Annotated in this window: 16 protein-coding genes; 11 read left to right on the forward strand and 5 right to left on the reverse strand. The window is 42.4% G+C overall.

The features are described from left to right. The first annotated feature begins 377 nt into the window (after window positions 1-377). The 4 genes from M9194_RS04670 to M9194_RS04685 are packed head-to-tail and all read left to right on the forward strand — an operon-like array spanning window position 378 to window position 3,526. Window positions 378-704, forward strand: a complete 327-nt coding sequence (locus M9194_RS04670; protein WP_250611427.1) for a (2Fe-2S)-binding protein — start codon at window positions 378-380, stop codon at window positions 702-704. Further along, window positions 694-2,079: an FAD-dependent oxidoreductase gene (locus M9194_RS04675; protein WP_250611429.1), complete on the forward strand. Its 1,386-nt coding sequence runs from the start codon at window positions 694-696 to the stop codon at window positions 2,077-2,079. The genes M9194_RS04670 and M9194_RS04675 overlap by 11 nt, the downstream gene beginning before the upstream one ends. Next, entirely contained in the window at window positions 2,076-3,332 is a 1,257-nt protein-coding gene (locus tag M9194_RS04680) for an NAD(P)/FAD-dependent oxidoreductase (protein WP_250611431.1), read from the forward strand. The genes M9194_RS04675 and M9194_RS04680 overlap by 4 nt, the downstream gene beginning before the upstream one ends. After that, a complete protein-coding gene (locus M9194_RS04685) occupies window positions 3,329-3,526 on the forward strand; it encodes a hypothetical protein (protein WP_250611433.1) in 198 nt (65 codons plus the stop codon). Before M9194_RS04680 ends, M9194_RS04685 begins: the two co-directional genes overlap by 4 nt. Before the next feature lie 75 nt (window positions 3,527-3,601). Here the strand turns inward: M9194_RS04685 and M9194_RS04690 are convergent, their stop codons facing one another. From M9194_RS04690 to M9194_RS04700, 3 genes are all read right to left on the reverse strand, one after another. Then, window positions 3,602-4,333 carry a substrate-binding periplasmic protein gene (locus tag M9194_RS04690; RefSeq protein WP_250611435.1) on the reverse strand — a complete coding sequence of 244 codons (732 nt, stop codon included), beginning with the start codon at window positions 4,331-4,333 and terminating at the stop codon, window positions 3,602-3,604. Window positions 4,334-4,434: 101 nt separating this feature from the next. Beyond that, window positions 4,435-5,496 (reverse strand): 3-oxoacyl-ACP synthase III family protein, encoded by a 1,062-nt coding sequence (locus tag M9194_RS04695; RefSeq protein ID WP_250611437.1) that lies wholly within the window; start codon window positions 5,494-5,496, stop codon window positions 4,435-4,437. Further along, on the reverse strand, window positions 5,493-6,227 hold the full coding sequence (locus M9194_RS04700; protein ID WP_250611439.1) for a hypothetical protein: 735 nt from the start codon (window positions 6,225-6,227) through the stop codon (window positions 5,493-5,495). Before M9194_RS04700 ends, M9194_RS04695 begins: the two co-directional genes overlap by 4 nt. Window positions 6,228-6,458: 231 nt before the next feature. Between M9194_RS04700 and M9194_RS04705 the strand changes: the two genes are divergently transcribed. The 4 genes from M9194_RS04705 to M9194_RS04720 all read left to right on the forward strand — a co-directional run bounded on the left by M9194_RS04705 (window position 6,459) and on the right by M9194_RS04720 (window position 13,741). Then, on the forward strand, window positions 6,459-6,752 hold the full coding sequence (locus M9194_RS04705; protein ID WP_250611441.1) for a hypothetical protein: 294 nt from the start codon (window positions 6,459-6,461) through the stop codon (window positions 6,750-6,752). A 464-nt stretch (window positions 6,753-7,216) separates the two neighbouring features. Further along, a complete protein-coding gene (ribB, locus tag M9194_RS04710; protein WP_250611443.1) occupies window positions 7,217-8,290 on the forward strand; it encodes a 3,4-dihydroxy-2-butanone-4-phosphate synthase in 1,074 nt (357 codons plus the stop codon). Window positions 8,291-8,402: 112 nt separating this feature from the next. Further along, window positions 8,403-9,485: a threonine aldolase family protein gene (locus tag M9194_RS04715; protein WP_250611445.1), complete on the forward strand. Its 1,083-nt coding sequence runs from the start codon at window positions 8,403-8,405 to the stop codon at window positions 9,483-9,485. A gap of 761 nt (window positions 9,486-10,246) precedes the next feature. Then, window positions 10,247-13,741 carry an FYVE zinc finger domain-containing protein gene (locus tag M9194_RS04720; RefSeq protein ID WP_250611447.1) on the forward strand — a complete coding sequence of 1,165 codons (3,495 nt, stop codon included), beginning with the start codon at window positions 10,247-10,249 and terminating at the stop codon, window positions 13,739-13,741. A gap of 83 nt (window positions 13,742-13,824) precedes the next feature. Here M9194_RS04720 and sthA read toward each other — a convergent pair whose 3' ends face one another. Together sthA and M9194_RS04730 are read right to left on the reverse strand one after the other, a co-directional pair. Next, a complete protein-coding gene (sthA, locus tag M9194_RS04725; protein ID WP_250611449.1) occupies window positions 13,825-15,225 on the reverse strand; it encodes a Si-specific NAD(P)(+) transhydrogenase in 1,401 nt (466 codons plus the stop codon). A gap of 254 nt (window positions 15,226-15,479) precedes the next feature. Next, window positions 15,480-16,310, reverse strand: coding sequence for a MurR/RpiR family transcriptional regulator (locus tag M9194_RS04730; protein ID WP_250611451.1), 831 nt, complete (start codon window positions 16,308-16,310; stop codon window positions 15,480-15,482). A 271-nt stretch (window positions 16,311-16,581) separates the two neighbouring features. Between M9194_RS04730 and M9194_RS04735 the strand changes: the two genes are divergently transcribed. From M9194_RS04735 to M9194_RS04745, 3 genes are all read left to right on the forward strand, one after another. Further along, on the forward strand, window positions 16,582-18,498 hold the full coding sequence (locus M9194_RS04735) for a bifunctional 5-dehydro-2-deoxygluconokinase/5-dehydro-2-deoxyphosphogluconate aldolase (protein WP_250611453.1): 1,917 nt from the start codon (window positions 16,582-16,584) through the stop codon (window positions 18,496-18,498). 50 nt (window positions 18,499-18,548) lie between these two features. Then, on the forward strand, window positions 18,549-20,057 hold the full coding sequence (locus tag M9194_RS04740) for a CoA-acylating methylmalonate-semialdehyde dehydrogenase (RefSeq protein WP_250611455.1): 1,509 nt from the start codon (window positions 18,549-18,551) through the stop codon (window positions 20,055-20,057). A 141-nt stretch (window positions 20,058-20,198) separates the two neighbouring features. Further along, window positions 20,199-20,648, forward strand: a complete 450-nt coding sequence (locus M9194_RS04745; RefSeq protein ID WP_250611457.1) for a hypothetical protein — start codon at window positions 20,199-20,201, stop codon at window positions 20,646-20,648. Window positions 20,649-20,699 lie beyond the last annotated feature (51 nt).

Raw genomic sequence — 20,699 nt, forward strand, 5'->3', positions numbered from 1 at the left:
GTATGGATTGGTATTTATACATAACTTAAGCGATATAAATATGTCAAATTATTTAACATTTAGTCAAAGAAATTAACACAAAGTGGGGCTGGACTGATGCTGGGATCAAATATCTATGAATTTTTTAAGTAACTGTATTTATTCTTAATAAAAATTATTCTTATTCCATTTCAGGTCAAAGAAATGACACTATCAGCCGTTATTTAAAATGATTTACCGAGACTAATGTCACATATTTTCTTTTTTGGTAAAAAAATGAAAATAATCATGTTCTTAATCAATAGTCACTCTTTTTGCAACTTATATCATTTCCATCGCGATAATATCGCTTAATTGCATATAAAAATTCATAGTTGTGAATAAAAGAGAGAACAGTGATGAAAGTCAAAGATAGAACCGGAGATATTATCTCTCCGACCGGAGAAAAGTTTCTCGTCAATATTGATGGCAGGGAGGTTGAAGCTTTATCTGGGGAAAGTGTAATAAGTACTCTTACTGCAAATGGATTTCGCAAACTAATGAAAAATGACCTTGGTACTGCTTCAGGTTCGTATTGTGCTATGGGAGTGTGTCATTGTTGCATGGTTGAAATAGATGGCAGGCAAAAAATGCGTGCTTGTCAAACGATTATTCAGCCAGGAATGACAATTAAGACATCACAAAACCGAGTGGTTGATGATAAGGGGCGCCAAAGTGAGCAATAAAATTGTTATTGTTGGTGCTGGACCCGCTGGGATATCAGCAGCCACAACCTTATCGAAAAATGGTTTCAAGTCAGTCGTCATTGATGAAAATACCATTGCTGGAGGTGTGATTTATCGAGGCCCACTACGTCCAGTTGATGAAATGCCTCATCTTGATGAATCGTTACAAAAATCCATTGTAGGACAAAAACAAAAGCTTGTAGAACATAGTCATAACATCGAGCTGAAAATGAGTACGCGAGTACAAGGTCCTGTCGGGGACAACTCGTTACTGTTGTCTCAATCAGGCTCTCTATCCGTTCAAGAGTACGACTACCTGTTGTTAGCGACTGGCTGTCAGGAAAGAAGTATCCCTTTTCCTGGGTGGCAAATACCGGGCGTCATGTTAACTGGTGCGATTCAGTTACATCTTAAAAGTGGTTTTGTTCGGCCTGGAAAAACGGCAGTGATTGTGGGTACAGGCCCGTTGTTGGTGTTGGTCGCTTGTCAATTGCATCACGCCGGTGTCAATGTTGCTGGGGTTTACGAAGCGACTCAATTCAAAGAGTTTAGTAAAGAGTTTGTCGCACTTCTCAATCGACCACAGGTCATATTGAATGGTATGTCGATGATGGCGTACTTGCGCTTACATAAGATCCCTATCAAATATGGTTGGGGAATTGTAAAGGCTGAAGGAGACGAGTCTCTAGAACGAGTAGCGGTTGCGCCTTACAACGATAATTGGCAGGCGGACACAGGCAAAATAAAGTGGGTTGAAGCGGATACGCTAGGTGTTGGCTACGGGTTTGCCGCTCGCTCACAAATGGCTCAGTTACTCGGTCTGGAAGTGAAATTGGATGATGTTGGGGGTGTGATACCAATAGCGAATAAATATCAACAAAGTAGCGTGGACAACATTTACTGTGCTGGCGACTCGGTAAAGTTTGCCGGAGCAGATGTAGCCATGCTTGAAGGAGAAATTGCCGCGCACAGCATGTTGATGAAAATTGACCCCAATTTAAAGGACTCTTCTGAGTTACATATCGAGCAACTCTTGAAGAAACGGGCAAGATTCTATCGATTCAGAGGCGCTTTTGACCGAGCAAATAAGCGTAAAGAAGGATTGCTCTCTCTTCCAGAAGAGGACACCGTGATATGCCGCTGTGAGCAGGTTAAACGTCGGGATATCGATCAAGCCTTGGCCCAAGGTTGCAAAGATGTCATCACATTAAAGATGCGTACAAGAATGAGTATGGGAGATTGCCAAGGCAAAACGTGTGCTCATTACTGTTACGATCGATTGGCGAAAGAGGGCTACAAAGATGAGGCTGGGGTCCTGCGTCCTCGGTTTCCCCTAGATCCCATTCCATTTTCTGCTTTGGAGGATGAGCTATGAAATCCTACGATATTGTCATTTGTGGCGGTGGTGTCATTGGTAGCTCAATCGCGTATTTTCTTAGCCGAGATCGAGATTTAAACATCGCTCTTGTTGATTATAAGAAAAAGGGCAATGCATCGAGAGCCTCTGCGGGAGGCTTGTGGCCAATGGGAGAGTCTACAGGCTTAGGATGCGGTGTTATTTTGTTTAAAACCTTGTCCAAGCAAATGAGTGAAGGTGTGCTAACAAGCGCGCCTGCTGAAATGAAGCCTCATATCATGCCACCTGCGTTTTTCGAAATGGCAATGCAGTCTAACAGCATGTACCCATGGTTAAGCCAAGAATTGCTTGATAAGCATAATGTAGATATGAAGTTTGAAAAAACGGGTTTGAAATTCATCATTTATGATGAATATGATCGACTCTATGCACAACATATCGCTAATGCCGTACCGGATAGACAACATCACATTCGATGGATAGACAAACAGGAGTTGCTTGAGCAAGAGCCTCACTTGTCGAGTCGGGCACTAGGTGCCATGGAATTCGACACGGATCATCAAATTAATCCTTATCGACTAAATGAAGCGTATGTCGAGGGGGCAAGGCAAAACGGTGTCGATCTTTTTCTCAATACGGAGGTGACTGGTATTGAGAGAAGCGGTAATCGTGTGGTGGCGGTTAACACTTCTATGGGGACTCTGCGATGTAACATGGTCATTAACGCGGCAGGCTCGTGGGCTGAAAAGATATGCCAATGGGCGACAGGAATGCCATTACCCGTATTTCCTGTCAAAGGGCAGGTTATTGTTTCGGAACGCTTACCCAAATTGCTCAATGGATGTATTACGACCAGTGATTGCTATATTGCGCAAAAAGACAACGGTGAGATTTTAATAGGCTCAACGACGGAAGAAAAAGGTTACGATACAACCAATGATGTTAGGCTATTGAGGCAGCTGGCACTTGGGGCTCAAAAATCACTGCCAATTTTAAAAACAATGAACATTAAACGTTGTTGGACAGGACTGCGTCCTGGCTCACCAGATGAGCTTCCAATTCTTGGACCGATGCCGGGTATTGAAGGTTATCTTAACGCTTGTGGTCATTTTAGAACTGGGATGCTCACGTCGGCGATCACGGGACAACTTTTAAATGAAGTCGCGCGGGGTAAACCCACCTCATTGGATATCTCACCTTTTCTTTATCAACGATTCCTATCGGATTGTGGTGAAATGGTAGCAAGCTATCATCTGGAGGCTAGTTTATGAAAAACAGGGAAGTGAAATACATATGGATTGCGATTGCGTGTGCGTGTTTACTCATTGTTTCGCACTTGCTTTTGTTTAAACACTTTATTGAACAAAGCTGGGCTGAATACTCACTCGCAGTGATCCCTTTTGTACTTGCAGCCATCGCTTTTTTCGCATTAAGAGGGGCCATAAAAGCGAATAGCGGCGCTTAGCTTGTTGTGAGCTAAAGAGCCACTACCCAAAGGTAAAGCGACCAAGCAAGGTCGCTTTTTTAGTTAGGGCGTGCCCTAATATTTACTTTTTATTTCTTCCAGTTTGCCATTACCTTTTATGATGTCGATGCCTTTTTGCAGTTTGGCAACGTACTCGTTCGGTGTATCTGAGCTAAAGGCAAAATAGGAGAAAGATTGGCTCAACACGTAGACGACATGATATTTGCTAAAGTCGATGCCTTCATCTTTCATTAAGGCTTTGGCAACGTTCTTTTCATAGGCGATCATATCGACTCTGCCATGGTCAAGTTGCTTCATTAGCATTTCAGGTCTAGAGGAGGGTTTCATGGCTTTTTGATTGACGCCAAGAGAAACCATCAATTGTTCTCCAATATCTTCACGTATTACACCCGTGACATATTTGTCAAAGTCGGCTGGATCCTTGATGTTGATGTTTTTGCTTTTCTTAGCCAGTACGACAATTTCTGTCGCGTTGATCGGGCCTGCCCATTTAAACTTTGATTCTCTATCTGAGTTGCGGGTGGTGCCAAATAACACCACCATCGGGCCATCTAACGCGTTTTTGTACCCGCGAGCCCAAGGCTGAAGTTCAATTTTTGTTACAGGGTCATTGACCGCTTGGCTAGCGGCGTGCAAAACATCAACGGTTAATCCAACAATTTTTCCATCGTCACGATAATTGTAAGGAGGATAGTTTTCGGTGATAAATTTTAATTTGCTGAATTCAGCAGCACTTGCCGTGAAGGACGCCAAACACGCCAGTAAAAGGAAAATATATCTCATCATTAGCTCCATGTTGACTACTTTTACCGTATAAAATAGTTACTATGAATAACGGTAGTTATAGTTTTGAGATTATTCCAGTTGATTAGCGGATCAAGCTGAGATCAGTGATGCGTATAAATAAACCCCCCATACATATATTTGGTCGCTTCTGCGCCTAATATCGCCACTCTTTGACCAGAAGAAAGCTGCCCACTGTTAATCAATTCAGCAAAGCTACACCAAATAGCAGCAGAACCAAGGTTTCCCCACGTACGAGCGTGGTTAATAATTTTACTCGGATTAGTGTTTAACGCCTGGCTAAGTAGAGTATCAATGTGTCCTGTGGCTTGGTGAGGCAGGATATAGTCAAAGTCATCTAATTTGTGTCCTTTTTCTGCAAGAGCTTGCACGCTGTGCGTAAACAGCGCAGCACCGTATTGACGAACTTGAGTGGCTCTATGATGAAAACGCGCTGGTGAGTTTTGGGTGTATAGAGATAGTGATCCAGCATCAAGTTCTAATCCTGGCTTTTTGCCAACACCGATTTGCCCTGTAAAACAATCAGAGATAACGCCCAGGCCACGGCCGTGAATATCTGAGCTCAGTAAAACTCCACCTGCGCCATCTCCCATCTGCATGTAGTTTACAAGTTGGGATTGATCAATAAACTCAGGCTGGTAGTTAAAGTAAACCGATCCGGTCTCGCTCCCTACTATTGCTATGGGTTTACCAAGCAGTGATATTCTTGGTAGCGCGATTTGTAAAGCGCTCGCAAATCCTGTGCAGGCTTGACGTAACTCCATAAACGCGCCTTGGTAGTTTAATCTATCCGCTACCCAAGCAACGTTTGCTGGCAGTTGTGTATCTGGTGTTGTGGTATGACCGATTAAATAATCCAATTGTTCAGCACTAACACTTGATTGCTTAAATAGCTTTTCTATGACTTGGGCGCACAATGTTGAATTGGATGGGTTTGGGGGGCTGGTCACTTGGTTGATGTCTCGGCTAAAGTGACGGCTTTCAACGCCTAAATAACCTGCAATTTTACTGGCTAGTTTCGCAGGCTTAGTGCCTGATAATGTTGTTAACGCTTCAATTAATTGTGTGTTGTTTAACTTTTGCTCCGGAAATTGGTGACTGGCAGCTAATACATTTACTTTACAAGGTAAAAAGCTGGCTTTCATAACACCTCCGAGGTGACGAATACTGGGTGAGCAAGGTTAACTTGCTCCGATAGTTTGGCAGAGCTTCCTCTTTTGAATATCATCTTTAAATCAACGCCGATATCACTAAACGCTTGCTCTTCCGTAACAAGTAAATCGTACAACCTTTGGGTAATATCTTGCCGAAACTGTGGCCAATGTGAGGTGCAAAAGCCCAGTTCTAACGCGTGCCGCTTTGACATGGACACATGTTTGGCTTCATCTTTTTTTATTGCTCTACATAGCAATGAAAATGGATGAGTTTTCCCTAGGCTCCCATTTTCTATAGCTAGCATCAGTTTGCAGACTAGTGAGTCAAGGCAGGCGATTTGAGCAAAGTGTTCACTAAAACTTTCGGTGACAGCCAACTGAGCGAAAAAGTGTTGGCTTCGTCTTTTTAGTGTGGTGATATCGTCAGGTTCATCAAGCTGAGTACGCACAAACTCAAGTGCTTGCTCGTGATACTGTTCATCCGCCACAATTTGTTCAAAATCGATGACGGCTTGCGGGTTTTGTTGCAGTCGACGTGATTCGTTGTAAAACACCCATTGCGACGACTGCTCGCCACAAACAAGTAAAGGAAGTAAGCGAGCAAGCGCCATATGGTGTTGACTACTAAACGAAATGGAGGTTCGTTGAAAGCGTGTTAGCCAATCTTTAACAGGGCTTACACTTTGCCCAACCGTGGGCACTGCTGCAAAACAAGGTTTCATCGTAACGCGGCTTCCTATAAACACACAGAACATAAGACCACGGCTTCCCGTGAATTCTTTCATTCAACATTTAAAAGTGTGATAGAAAAGCAAGAAAATAAAGTCGCTATAAATAAGAAGATGTAGTGCGAGATCTAACATAACTTATTAATAAGTCGAATGTTATTCTTGGCTATTAAACGTAAGTATGAGAAAATCCCTCTCGCTATTTTTTATCAAATAACGAATCCCATGAACCATCTATTTACCTACATTTCAGCAACAAAAAGTGACACGACATCGACTTTCGTGACTGAACACAGAGTCACCGACACTTCTTACTCAGATGAAGATCTAGAGGTTTGCGGCAAAGAATCGATATTTTCTTTTGCAAACGGTGTTCAATTAAAAAAAACAGAGGAGTTCGACGATATTCAAGATAGCGAACTCGTTTGCCCAGAATGTTGGATTTCCTATGAAGTGATCGCGCAGCCAGTAAACCTACAAGTTACGCCAAGAAAGAAGATATTGAATAGGGCGTGTTGACCTTTTGAGGCTAAATTTTGTTCGAATTCTAAGCCTTTTAATCGCGGCGCAGGCTAAGTAGCTTAGTCATTCTAAGTAATTAGCCTGTAACAAAGAGTAAAAGGCTTAGAATCGAACCCTTCGGGCAACGCCTTGGCGTCACTTTCTGCGTTGTTAGCGTTTATTTGTGTAGATGGCTACACGGCATAAACACTGCCTAGCATAAAATAACGCCAAGGCGCTGCAAAATTAGTCGCAAAAGGTCAACACGCCCTAACACCTGCCAAGAAGCATTTTGGCTCAAGGTGTGTGAGAAGCAAAGCTGCTGAGTGCCTACTCGCAGTTCTCTCATTCTGCCTCTTGGGGTAACTTGGGCATATACTCAATAATATTTATGGGCTGTTTAGCAATATAAGCCTTACCCACGTAGATTAACGGGTGGTTTTTGCTATCATTGGCCAAATTTATAAAAACGTGAGAACAAAATGCATCTAGACGATATCGAAGGCATTATTGCTGATATAGCGGCAGGTAAAATGGTCATACTTGTCGACGACGAAGATCGTGAAAACGAAGGGGATATTATTGTCGCTGCTGACAAAATTACGCCCGATCTCGTTAATTTTATGGCTACTCATGGCCGCGGTTTGATTTGTTTAACCATCACAGAAGAACGCGCTCAGCAACTCAACCTGTCTCCGATGGTAAGAAACAACACGGAAGCGTTTGGCACTAACTTTACGGTTTCTATCGAAGCGGCGGCTGGCATCACTACAGGTATTTCTGCAAGCGATCGTGCCACCACAATCAAAGCGGCGATCGGTGAAAACGCAACGCCAGCGGATATTGTGTCACCGGGCCATATTTTTCCTGTGGTTGCAAAAGAAGGTGGTGTACTAGTACGGGCAGGGCATACCGAAGCCGGCTGTGACTTAGCTCGACTTGCAGGACTAGAGCCTTCATGTGCAATCGTTGAAGTGCTAAACGAAGATGGCACCATGGCGCGTCGTCCGCAGCTAGAAGAATTTGCAAAGAAACACGATATCAAGCTTGGTACTATCGCGGACTTAATTAAATATCGCTTGGCGAACGAAGGTATCGTCGAAAAGGTTGACTCTAGAGAGTTTGAAACAGAATACGGCCTGTTTGAGCTGCATGTCTATAAAGATATTGTTGACAAACAACTGCATTATGCCTTGTGTAAAGGTGATGTAAGTGAGAGCGATGAAGCCCTCGTCCGTGTACATAACATCAGACTGCCAGAAGATATTTTATTCGCTCAATCAAAGGGTTGTACGATACAAAAAGCGCTCGAGCATATTGCGAACTCTGATATGGCCGGGGTACTTCTGTGCATTGGAAAACCTGACAGCTTAGCGCTACCCAGCCAAGATGCAGTAAAAATTAAAAATGCTCGTACGCAGGAGATTGGCATTGGTTCGCAAATTCTAAGAGAACTCGGTGTGGAGAAAATGAAGCTGATTTCTTCTACTGCTGCGCCTTATCATTCCCTTTCCGGTTTTGGCTTGGAAATCACAGAATACCAAGTTATCAACTAGGTTTTACAAACCTTGGATAGCCGTATCAAGCGGCTATCTGTCTTTTTGGCCTTTACTCTACATACGTTTGTGGCTAACTTAACGGTTTCTGTTGTGACTAGGAAACCTTCCCATGGCCCAAAACTTAGAAGATAAATGCACCATCACTATCCCTGGCAATAAAAAGCCTGCACCTGCCGAGTACTTTGCACAAATGGCGAGTTGGTGCGAAGCGCATAATATCCAGCATGATGTATATGGAGATGGAGAGCTCATTCAATCCTTCGAGCAAAAAGTCGCTGATCTGCTCGGCTTCGAGGCTGGGTTATTTGTGATAACTGGAACGATGACGCAAGCCACTGTACTTGAGCTGATTTGTAAACAGAAGAACAACCCATTAGTTGGTATGCATGAGTCAAGTCATATCACTCGATTTGAGCGTCAAGGCTATCAGTTGCAAGATCGTTTTAATGTTGTGCCTTTAGGTAATCGTTACCGCCCTTGGACATGTGATGACCTAAAAGCTTGGCCGGATGAGTTGGCTGCGGTGCTTTATGAATTGCCTATGCGTGAGTTGGGTGGTCAGCTACCTACTTGGGAAGAGCTCACATCGATCAAGCAACACTGTAAACAAGAAGAGATTTATCTGCATATGGATGGCGCTCGAGTATGGGAAACGGAGGCCTATTACCAAAAAGACTTGAGTGAGATTGCTGATGGTTTCGATAGTGCTTACGTATCGCTTTACAAAGGGATTAATGGGCTAGGCGGTTCGTTGCTTCTTGGAAGTAAGGCGTTAATTGAGTTGGCGTCCATGTGGATGAAACGTCAGGGCGGGAATGTATATCACCGCTCGCCATATGTGGTGTCAGCTGCGATGCAGTTCGATCAACGTTTGCAACAAATGCCTAAACTGTTTGAACGCACTCAACAAGTGTATGAAGTTATTAAAGATTACCCTCAGTTGACATTGAACCCAACTCAGCCCCAGAGCAATATGCTGCATTTAATTTTCCCAGTTTCATGTGAAAGACTAGAAGAGCTGAGAGTCAGATTAGCTGAAGAAAAGGGCGTGTATATCGGCCGGCCACAAATGATGGAGCATCCATCGATGTCTAAGATCGAGTGGTACGTTGGAGATAACCTATTGAGTTTATCAGATAGTCAACTCCGGGAAGTGTTAAATTGGTTAATTGAAAAAATGAACAACGCTTAATATAGCATTAATCTGCTCCGTGGCATAAGCTATGGGGCAGTCTTCTAATATTTCCCTCCTTTCTAAGCCTTCGTTTTATTTTATCTTTTTCATACTGTTACGTGGCACACGATCATGTGCCCAAATAGAAGAATATAGTTTCGGCTATATGCTTTGACTATAACTTTATAGCTTTATTAAGAATAACGAATACACCATTCTGTAATTGGAAGTTGTGTTAAATAGGTTATGTGGCTACGTCACCCACAGATAAGGCTTTAAGTTTATTTATGAAAAATGATATATATTTAAAAAAATTGATAGACTTCGTCAACAAAGACTATTTCTTCTACAGAAAATCTAAGACTATTGTCAATGATATTGAAGTTATCAATAAACTTATAAGTGAAGCGAATTCAAAAGTAGGCTATACGCAGTTAAAAGATGTAACGATAAGCAAAGAGATGTTGCTGGTGTTTAGCAAAGTGTATGCTATAAAAGGAACCAACGGCAAACTATATACTAGAAAAGTATTCAACGAAATTAAACTTGTTAATGATGAGAATCAAAGCTCAATTCAGTTTAGTAAATCAATAGAAAAAGCAATAAAGCTATGCTTTAATTATATATCTGAGAATGAAAATAAAATAAGTAAAACTCAAATAGAAGTTAAGAGTTATAATAATATTAAGGATAATCTTAATAAACTCATTGGTAATAAATCTGATATTGGGTTCTCAAGGCAACTACAGAAGTTTTATCATTCTACAATAGAAAAAACGATGGAGTTGTACGTAAATTATGTGCTTTTCCCACTGCTCACGGAGCCTGGTAACTATGCTTGTATGTTGCAGGCCTGTCTAAATAAAAGTGACTATCAATTTGTATTGGTGAAGAACTTTTTGAAAGGGTGCGCATTTGATATCGAAAGGAATCGGTTAATGAACCTCTCTTTGTCATTCTATAATAAAATGAATACTTTTTTTTGTGATTACCAAGCCAACAATCGAATATCTAGCCGCATTGATGAAATGGTATTGTTATCCGCCAAGCAATATTATGAAGTGTCTAAGAGTAAAAGAAAAACGATTAAATATTTCCCTATGTCAGAATTTAATAACAATAAAACCTCAAGATTAAAAGGAATATTTTTAAAGAAATGGTTTGTTAATCAAAAACCAAAGGACAAAATATGCAACTTAAATTATATGTTTAAGGAGTTAATGCAAAAAGAGGTTAACTTTATTGAATCATTGTTTGGCGTTTCAGAATTCACAAGGGCAAACTTCGCACTTTATAACAACATCAATAGAGTTGATGGCCTAAGAGTCACTAGGAAAACAGATAATATAAATAAATATAGTGCGAAATATCATGTAGAAGCAACATTCGCATTATTGGATAGGAAGCAAATTGATATGGTGTATCATGCAAATGTTAAATTTCTATGCGATCAATACTTGTTGCTAAAAAAATATGACTTAATGATCAATGCTCTTAAACAAAGAGCTTATCGAATTTCAAACAAAGGAAGGTTGGATGATATCATTACGGATAGTAAAAAATCGATTAAGTTTACGGACTCTGGTGTTAAATATTGGCATAAAAGTTCTATAGCTAAGAAACGAATCACATTAATAAAAGAGTATATTGATTCGAGTGTCAATACAGTAAGAAGCCATTTGGCTCAGAAGCATGTCATCCAATACCAAGGAGGTAAGATCGATGAGTTGCTAAAGAGTCACATGAATTTACTTCAGAAAAAAAATAACGCCGTCAATAATCAAGATAGAAAGGGATGGTTAGGTATTCCATTAGGTAAGATTGCATCAGATAAGAAGGGTGATCGCCTTTCTCAGCTTATTGGAAGTCACGAGAACAGCAATGAAAATAACACATATGGGCAATTGAGTCGTAACTATGTAAGAGATTTCAATCAGTTTGATAAAGAAAAAGGTCAGAATCAAGGCCTAGAAAAGTATTCCAATTATGACGCACTAATTTTTCGAGATATAAATGATACAAAGGAGTACAAAAAACTTCCTGAGATCTCGATAAAAAAAACCAATATTGACACTGATTCCAATGCTTGTTTTATGGAAGTTGATTTTATCTATATTCTATTGGCGAAAAAAGTCGATGAGTACTGTAATCAGAAGTTGGGCCAGTCGCGAAATGTTCATGTGTGTTACCCACCGTTAGAAATTGAATACGATACCAAAGATGACTGGAACGTACTGGTTGAGTCATCGAAGGAAAGAGTTTTAGAGCAAATATTTAAGCTTTCACCCGGTCAGCTGCTATTGGTGCCAGTGTGTGAAAAAGACGTCCACTTCTCATTGCTAGCGTTCCGGCAAATGGACCAAGATAGATTGGTTGCCTTTTACTTTGATTCGTATAATACGAAACCCTATCCATGCCTAGCATCATTTTTACATTTTGATATTCGAGAAAGGTATCAACACTTTGAAAATAGAAGCAGGGAGTTTTCATATCAAATATTTACAGGGAACTATCAGGTCAATAATGATTGTGCGTTTCATGTGATTAATGCTGCGTACTACATCATTGACTCCATGCATTTCAAAAACAAGTTTATCAGGAAGCACTTTAATCAATTCTTATCAACTAATGAGTACATAATACGAGACCACTCTGATGATAAATTTGAGTGTAATAACAAGACAAGTTTTGACATGAGATGTCATTATATCAAGATTGCCAGAACGATTGATACGTCTTCGCTACTAGAAATTCCCAACTACGATCTTGCGGATAATCAAATGACTTTTACAGAGAGTAAAGACGAAACCTTGACTGATCTGGTTGAAGAAAGTAAGGAGAAAAAAGCACGCTCTTCTGATATGGCGAAGTTTTGGAGTAAATACGAAGATAGTATTTTTAAATTCTCAAAACGAGCGATTAAACATTACCAGCATGTCAAGAACCCTGCTCAGGTCGCTATACACAATTTGTTCGTTTGTTCATCCGTATTTTGGCGCTTCTGGATAATTTATGAATCGGCGATAAAGAAAATTGTTGGGTACAGTGTTGATATGCATAACCAAGAGGGCAGTTTTGCTAATCAAGCGTTAATGATAGAGAAGAAACAGTACCTAGAGTCGTCGTTGGGCAACCGATTCTATGGAGTAAAGAGCAAAAATAATTCGACGTTACCCTTTATGTCGAAAAGTAAATGGTCGTTTTCATGTGACAGTATGACCTACAGAGTTGCGCAACATCGATATAATGGCTTAGCAAACTACACCACGAATAAAGCGGACAAAGTGTCCTATCTATTTATAAAACAAAGGCTGGCGATATACAGGAGTCATTCAAGTAACAAAAAAATGTCTCGCCTGAAGATTGTTCCTCCTTCAGTTAAAAGCCAAAAAAATTCCTTACATACTGCTTTGAAACTTATCTTAGACAAAGATAATCATGTTCTTTGGCCACAAGATATCCATCAAAGGTTCATTGACTGTATGAACTCCATTTTCAAAATGGACGAGTTCATCGCCAAGTCAATGTCGGATTACACGGTAAAAAGTCTTCCTACTAAGAATGATGTCTCCGTTCAACTGGAGAGCATGGTGCAAGAGCTCCTCAATGAGGTAGCATCATTTCGAAACTCTCTCACCTCAAAATTCAAAGGGTTTATGATGGAGTCTATTGACAGCCTATCCAAGTCGGTTGATGAGCAAATTAGCAACATTAAGGACTCGGTGATGAGTGAGTTTGTAAAAATCGGTGGAACCTTGCTTGTAGGGCCCGTGTTAGGCATCGTAGCGAACAAAGCTTACTCTACTGCTACTAATATCAAGAAGGAGATAGACAACGACATTGAAGAGTTGAAAGAAAAGGTCGATAACAAACTCGGTGAACTTAAGGGAGAAACTTGCCAGTTTTGGTTAGCGATAGAGTTACTGAGTTTTGAAGTACATTTAAAAGCGCTGCTTTATACCCTTAAAACGACAGAGAAGGTTGGACGCACACAAATTTGGGATACGCACTCAACAAAGTGTAATAGCTGTAAAGAAAAGTTCGGCATGTTACAACGGAAGAGGGTGCACCATTGCCGCGTGTGTGGCTCGAAAGTTTGTGGTGATTGTAGCGGTAAAGCTAGGTCTATGGATAAGTTTGAGCTGGTAATGGAAAAAGGGCACACCGCCAATAAATCGAATGAATCTTTTAGAATGTGTTTAAATTGTGCCAGATTAAGAGTGGTGACGTTTAATTGGGTCTCAAAACCTAAGAACAAAAGCGTTCGGATGTAGTTTGGATATTAGAAAATAAAACCGCGGGCTTCGGAAGTCCGCGGTTTTTCTGTATACCTAGTCAGAACAATCTGTAAACCTAGTTAGAACAAGCGGTTTAGGCCATTTAACGCGGCAACACGATATGCTTCTGCCATCGTTGGGTAGTTAAATGTTGTATTGGTAAAGTATTCAATAGTATTGCCTTCACCTTTTTGCTCCATGATTGCTTGGCCGATATGGATGATTTCGGCAGCTCGTTCACCAAAGCAGTGAATACCTAAGATCTCTTTGGTTTCTCGGTGGAACAGAATCTTCAAGCTTCCCACATCATTACCGGCAATTTGCGCTCTGGCAAGGTGTTTGAAAGAGGCATTACCCACTTCGTATGGGACTTTTGCTGCGGTCAGCTCTTGCTCAGTTTTACCAACAGAACTGATTTCTGGAATGGTATAAATACCCGTTGGAATATCTTCAATTAGGTGGCCTAGTGCACGACCTTTTAAGATAGCTTGAGCGGCGAAGCGGCCTTGGTTGTAGGCAGCACTCGCAAGGCTTGGATACCCTATGATGTCGCCAACGGCATACACGTGATGCGCGTCTGTTTGATAATCTTCATTGACATTAATTAAGCCCCTTGAGTTGGCATTCACACCTAATACCTCAAGATTAAGCTTATCTGCATTGCCTGTGCGGCCATTCGCGTAAAGCAGACAGTCGGCTTTTAGTTTTTTGCCTGACGTGAGGTGTAATATCACTCCGTCGTCTGTGCCTTCTATCTTCTCGTAAGTTTCGTCATTACGAATAACAATGCCGTTGTTCCAGAAGTGATAGGAAAGCGCATCGGAAATCTCGTTGTCTAAGAACGCAAGCAGGCGATCACGGGTGTTGACAAGATCCGTTTTTAAGCCCAATCCGCGGAAAATTGATGCGTATTCACAGCCAATAACCCCTGCACCATAAATAACGATATGCCTAGGATCATTTTTCAGTTCGAGAATAGAGTCACTGTCGTAGATATTTTTATGTTCAAAGTCGACATCAGCAGGCTGATAAGGTCTTGAACCCGTCGCAATGACAAATTTATCTGCGGTATAGTATTCGATATTCGAGTCGGATTTGGTGACTGCAACGGTGTTGGCGTCAATGAATTTTGCGGTGCCAGAAATTAGTGTGCAGTCATTACGGTCATAGAAGCCTTGGCGAAGCCGAGTTTGCTTTTCACTGACCGATTTTGCTTGACTTAAAATGTCATAAAACGTTGAACGTAATGTGGAGTTACTTTTGCGAAACAGTGGATTACTGTTTATTTCAATGATTCGGCTTACTGCTTGACGCAATGCTTTGGAGGGTATGGTTCCCCAATGCGTGCATCCGCCACCGATACTGTGTTCTTTTTCAATAACTGCGACATTCATCCCTGCTTTTGTTAATCCCATTGCAGCCCCTTCGCCACCAGGGCCACTGCCAATAACGATGACATCGAAGTTTGTTGGTTGGGTCATTCCCACTCCTTACAGATTACACAATAGCCAGTAATGAGAAATGTTAACAAAACAACGTACACCCGTCACATAAACTCATAAAAGTTCCATTGTAACCTAAGTTTACAGGTGAAAATGAGTCATCCGATATTGACGAAAGTCATATTATTACTGCGTGATTTCAAAATTTGGCAGCATTTTTCTCGAAAAATTAACAAATCTGAAATTTCCAATCAATTTAAATCATCATGTGATAATTAAATAGGTTCAAATAGTTAAGAAACAGACCCTTCAAACGCCAGAGAAACAGCAAGGCTTTGCACTAGACACATTGAGGCGGCTTGGGATCGAAAAGCATCCACTTTGGCTTCTTTAATAACAAAACATGCATCGCTAAAGGTCGCCAGCGGACTGATTTCACTATCAGTAATCACAACTTGTTTTGCCCCAGCTTTTGAAGCAATTTCGCTTAGCGATAAAGTTTCCTCGGCATAGGGACTGAAACTGATGGAGACGACGACATCACTCGGCCCTATCATGCTAAGTTGCTCGTGAAACATGCCACCTAAGCCGTCAATTAAGAACGCTCGCTTTTCCAAGTGTCTTAACGCGTAGGTAAAATAAGAAGCAATACTAAATGAGCGCCTCAACCCAATTACGTAGATGTTGTCTGCGCAACGCAAGACTTGGGCAGCCTTTTCCAGCTCGCTTGATTCCGTCGTCGTTGACAAATGTTCTAGCGCTTTGGCATTAGCTCGAGCAAATTGGTCAAGGATATCCTTGGCGGTTTCTGGTGGGCGCTGCTCACCTTCTAGCTGTTTAAATAAACGAGCTCTATCGGTATAGCTGGCGGTATCTTCGACTAACTTTTGACGAAATAATTGTTTCATCTCGTTGAAACCGCTGAAGCCAAAAGCATTCGCAAATCGGATTAAAGTGGAAGGAGGTACGTTAGCCTGCTGGGCAATGGAGGCGACAGTATCAAATGCCACACTGCTTGAGTTTTCAAGAATATATTGAGCAACTTGCTGAAGTCGATTACTGAGATGACCATAACTCAGTTGTATTTGTTCTTTTAGTTCGTTAAGGCTAGTTGCTGCTCTCATGCTGTATGGCTCCAGTTCGTTTTCTGTGTGCTAAAGATAGCGGACTTTGAACGATAATGAAATATATGTTTCATTCGTGATGGAGTGACCGTATAGGCTTTAACTATATGTAATATAAGGAGGTATATTCAACTTTACCAGGCAAAGGCAATTAGGCGTGATGAGTTTTGGATCACATAATAGTATATTTATTTCAAAAATAATTTTAAATGAAATAAATGTTTCGTATAAAGGTGGGAAGACACTGTTAAACACATTCAAGGAGTAATGGATGAAAGCCATCGAAAAAACGCTCGATCTTATTTGCATGGGGCGAGTCGCTGTCGATTTATACGGCCAGCAGATTGGTGCTCGTCTGGAGGACATGGGGAGTTTTGCGAAGTACCTAGGCGGTTCATCAGGGAATGTGGCGTATGGAACCGCGAGACAAGGGCTGAGATCTTCTATGTTAGCTCGTGTTGGCGATGAGCACATGGGAAGATTTGTACGAGAAGAGCTACAAAGAGTAGGCGTTGATACCGCTCACCTCATTACGGATAAAGAAAGATTAACGGCATTGGTCATCTTGGGTATCAAAGATGAGGACACCTTCCCATTGATTTTTTATCGTGACAACTGTGCAGACATGGCGATCAGTTCCGATGATGTGAGTGAAGAATACATCGCATCTGCACGGTGTTTAGCGATAACGGGGACACACCTATCCAATCCACAAACAAGAGAGGCGGTGCTGACAGCGCTGAAATATGCTCGAAAGCATGGGGTAAAAACGGTGTTGGATATCGACTATCGCCCAGTGCTTTGGGGCTTGACCTCGCTGGGGGACGGAGAAACCCGCTATATATCGTCTGAGCGAGTGACAGAACAGCTTAAAGAGGTGTTAAGTTGGTTTGATTTGATAGTGGGGACTGAAGAAGAATTTCATATTGCAGGAGGCGATGACGATACTCTGAAAGCCTTACAAGGTGTCCGACAAGTGACTGAGGCTGTTTTGGTATGTAAACGTGGGCCTTTGGGTTGTAGCGTATTTACCGAGCAAATTCCTAATAGCCTTGATAGCGGAATTCATGTTGAAGGGGTTAAAGTCGACGTGCTGAATGTACTGGGCGCAGGGGATGCGTTTATGTCTGGCCTTCTAAGGGGGTATTTGAACGATGAAAGTTGGCAGCAGTGCTGCAAATACGCCAATGCATGTGGTGCATTAGTTGTTTCTCGGCACGGTTGTGCGCCAGCTATGCCAAGTAAAGAAGAGTTGGACGATTACCTTTCTCGAGCAGGTGCGGTAACACGCCCAGATTTGGATGACCGACTTAATCATTTGCATAGGGTGACGACCCGAAACAAACACTGGCAAGAGTTATGTGTACTGGCCTTTGATCACCGAATTCAATTTGAGGAAATGGCGAGATCTTGTGGTGCAGATATAAATCGAATTCCGCAACTGAAGCGTCTGATTCTCGATTCAGCACAGCAAGTCGTAGCAGAGATGAAGCTAGAAGGTAAAGCCGGAATCTTGTGTGATAGTCGCTTTGGTCAAGGTGTGCTGAATGAATTAACTGGTAAGGGTTGGTGGATAGGTCGGCCAATAGAACTGCCTGCTTCGAGACCATTGCAACTTGAGCATGGTAATATCGGATCTCAGTTAACCAGTTGGCCTCTAGAGCATGTCGTGAAGTGCTTGGTGTTTGCACACCCTAATGATGAGCATGACATGAGACTTGCCCAAGAAAAACAGTTGAGCGAAGTATACCAAGCCTGTTGTCAGTCTGGTCATGAGCTACTGCTTGAAGTTATTTTGCCACAGCAATCCGATCTCAATGAAGAACACTATGTCACCATAGTCTCCCAGTTTTATGATATGGGTATCAAACCCGATTGGTGGAAGCTTCCGCCTTTATCTGCCCAAGCGTGGAGCAAAATGGAATCGGTAATTACGGAGCGTGACTCACATTGCCGTGGTGTCTTGTTATTGGGCTTAGATGCCCCTGATCATGAGCTCCAACAAGGCTTCGCTCAAGCTGCTCAAAGCCCTATTGTAAAAGGTTTCGCAATCGGCCGAACGATCTTTGCTCAGCCTTCTTTAGATTGGCTTCGGGGTGAAATAGGTGATGCAGCGCTTGTCAGCCAAGTGAAGCATAACTACAAAAATCTTATACAAATTTGGCGCAGCAGACATCACGCGCAGTAGTTTCTCTGATCGGGGTCATCCCCTAAGCACAACGAAATTTAGGAATTCAAATGGAAACAGTCAACAATTTTATCAATGGCCAGCAGAGTGAAAGCCATAGCGCACGATTGGCCGCGGTATATAATCCTGCAACAGGAGAGCAGATTCGTCAGGTAGTAATGAGCTCTGCAGCTGAAACTGCAGAAGCGATCTCCATTGCAGACAAGGCCTTCCCAGCATGGTCGAAAACATCCCCTTTAAAACGAGCACGAGTGTTATTTAAATTTAAGGAGCTACTTGAACAGAACATCGAAAAATTAGCTCGCATCATTTCTCAAGAACACGGCAAAGTGTATTCTGATGCGGTAGGTGAAGTCACAAGAGGTCTCGAAGTTGTCGAGTTTGCTTGCGGTATTCCGCATCTGCAAAAAGGAGAACACTCGGCTAATGTCGGTACGGGAGTCGATAGCCATTCTTTAATGCAGCCTCTTGGCGTATGTGTGGGGATAACACCTTTCAACTTTCCAGCGATGGTGCCGATGTGGATGTTCCCGATAGCCTTAGCCACTGGTAACACGTTTGTTCTAAAGCCGTCAGAAAAAGATCCTAGTGCCAGTATTTTTATTGCTGAACTGTTGCAACAAGCAGGTTTGCCAAATGGGGTGTTCAATGTGGTGAATGGCGACAAAGAAGCGGTGGACTCCTTATTGACTGCCGAAAGGGTACAAGCGGTAAGTTTTGTTGGCTCAACACCAATTGCTGAATATATCTATACAACAGCTTCCAATCACGGCAAGCGATGTCAGGCGCTTGGTGGAGCGAAAAACCACTGCGTTCTGATGCCAGATGCCGATATGGATATGGCGGCTAGCGCAATTCTTGGTGCAGCCTATGGCGCGGCAGGAGAGCGCTGCATGGCGTTGTCAGTGGCTGTTGTTGTTGGTGATGAAACCGGAGATAGACTTGTAAATCAGCTTAATGAGCAAATTTCTCATATGCGAGTTGGCCCGGGCATAACTGAAGGTAACGAGAATGATATGGGACCTGTTATCTCAGCGGCGCATCGTGAAAAGATCATTCAATATATAGACTCAGCTGAAGAGCAGGGAGCGAAGATAGCCGTAGATGGTAGAGGTTTTCAAGTAGAAAGCTTCGAGAGCGGGTATTTTCTTGGTCCAACGTTAATCGATCACGTGTCGCCCGATATGACGGTGTATCAAGAAGAGATTTTTGGCCCAGTATTGAGTGTGGTCCGGGTGAAAAACTATCAACAAGCTGTTGAGCTAGTGAATGAGCACGAGTACGGAAACGGCAGTGCAATATTTACCCGAGATGGAGATACAGCACGCCAATTTGGCGAAGAAGTGCTGGCAGGTATGGTCGGTATTAATGTCCCCATTCCCGTGCCTATGGCTTTTCATAGTTTTGGGGGGTGGAAGCGTTCTATATTTGGCCCACTCAATATGCATGGTAGCGATGGCGTGCGCTTTTACACCCGTATGAAAACCATTACTAGCCGTTGGCCTACAGGTATTCGCGAAGAAGCGCAGGAAAGCCGCTTTACTATGCCGACCATGTAACTGTCGCTGAGTGACAGGGCGTGGCTTCAACCTTTCCTTGTGAGCGGGTACACATGAATCGCGTTCCTTTCATAAAGTTACCCGCCAACTCGACTGGCCAGATCTACACTTTAACGGTGATGTAAAACAAGGACAGTTACGATGAAAACTTCAGTGTTACTTAAAGTGTCTTCGGTGTTATGGATGATTTGGGGGGCGTTCCATTTTCTTCTCGGTGTAGGGATGATTTATCTCTTGGCGTTGGGTAACGAAGCTTTGTCGTTTGAATTCGTTGCCGCTGACCCGCTCATGGCTGACATGATCAGGGAGTACGTGCCAATTGTGACCGCATCACTGAAGCAACACTCTTGGAACCTGGGGTGGTTCGGAGTTGTCACCATGGTGGGGAGCGTTTATATATGGAAAAAAAGCGCGACGGCAATCTTTGTTTCTGCACTTGTTGGCGGACTTGCGGATTTTGGTTACTTCGTCTTTGTCGATATGGAAGGGTTAGCGCCCCCCGCAGGTACGTTAATGACAGTATTTAGTGCTTGTGCCATTATTTTAAGCTTTTATGCGTATTACAGCAGCAATAGATTAGCCGACGCTTAACACAAACGGCACCTTCAGAGGCTGTTAGGTTATCCTCGAATCCTGTTGAAT

Source organism: Vibrio sinus, assembly GCF_023634645.1.
Classification (GTDB): Bacteria; Pseudomonadota; Gammaproteobacteria; order Enterobacterales; family Vibrionaceae; genus Vibrio; species Vibrio sinus.

Coding starts and splice junctions, on each gene's coding strand:
- M9194_RS04670 (WP_250611427.1), top strand. CDS start 378: ATGAAAGTCAAAGATAGAACCGGAGATATTATCTCTCCGACCGGAGAA.
- M9194_RS04680 (WP_250611431.1), top strand. CDS start 2,076: ATGAAATCCTACGATATTGTCATTTGTGGCGGTGGTGTCATTGGTAGC.
- M9194_RS04685 (WP_250611433.1), top strand. CDS start 3,329: ATGAAAAACAGGGAAGTGAAATACATATGGATTGCGATTGCGTGTGCG.
- M9194_RS04690 (WP_250611435.1), bottom strand. CDS start 4,333: ATGATGAGATATATTTTCCTTTTACTGGCGTGTTTGGCGTCCTTCACG.
- M9194_RS04695 (WP_250611437.1), bottom strand. CDS start 5,496: ATGAAAGCCAGCTTTTTACCTTGTAAAGTAAATGTATTAGCTGCCAGT.
- M9194_RS04700 (WP_250611439.1), bottom strand. CDS start 6,227: ATGAAACCTTGTTTTGCAGCAGTGCCCACGGTTGGGCAAAGTGTAAGC.
- M9194_RS04705 (WP_250611441.1), top strand. CDS start 6,459: ATGAACCATCTATTTACCTACATTTCAGCAACAAAAAGTGACACGACA.
- ribB (WP_250611443.1), top strand. CDS start 7,217: ATGCATCTAGACGATATCGAAGGCATTATTGCTGATATAGCGGCAGGT.
- M9194_RS04715 (WP_250611445.1), top strand. CDS start 8,403: ATGGCCCAAAACTTAGAAGATAAATGCACCATCACTATCCCTGGCAAT.
- M9194_RS04720 (WP_250611447.1), top strand. CDS start 10,247: ATGGAGTTGTACGTAAATTATGTGCTTTTCCCACTGCTCACGGAGCCT.
- sthA (WP_250611449.1), bottom strand. CDS start 15,225: ATGACCCAACCAACAAACTTCGATGTCATCGTTATTGGCAGTGGCCCT.
- M9194_RS04730 (WP_250611451.1), bottom strand. CDS start 16,310: ATGAGAGCAGCAACTAGCCTTAACGAACTAAAAGAACAAATACAACTG.
- M9194_RS04735 (WP_250611453.1), top strand. CDS start 16,582: ATGAAAGCCATCGAAAAAACGCTCGATCTTATTTGCATGGGGCGAGTC.
- M9194_RS04740 (WP_250611455.1), top strand. CDS start 18,549: ATGGAAACAGTCAACAATTTTATCAATGGCCAGCAGAGTGAAAGCCAT.
- M9194_RS04745 (WP_250611457.1), top strand. CDS start 20,199: ATGAAAACTTCAGTGTTACTTAAAGTGTCTTCGGTGTTATGGATGATT.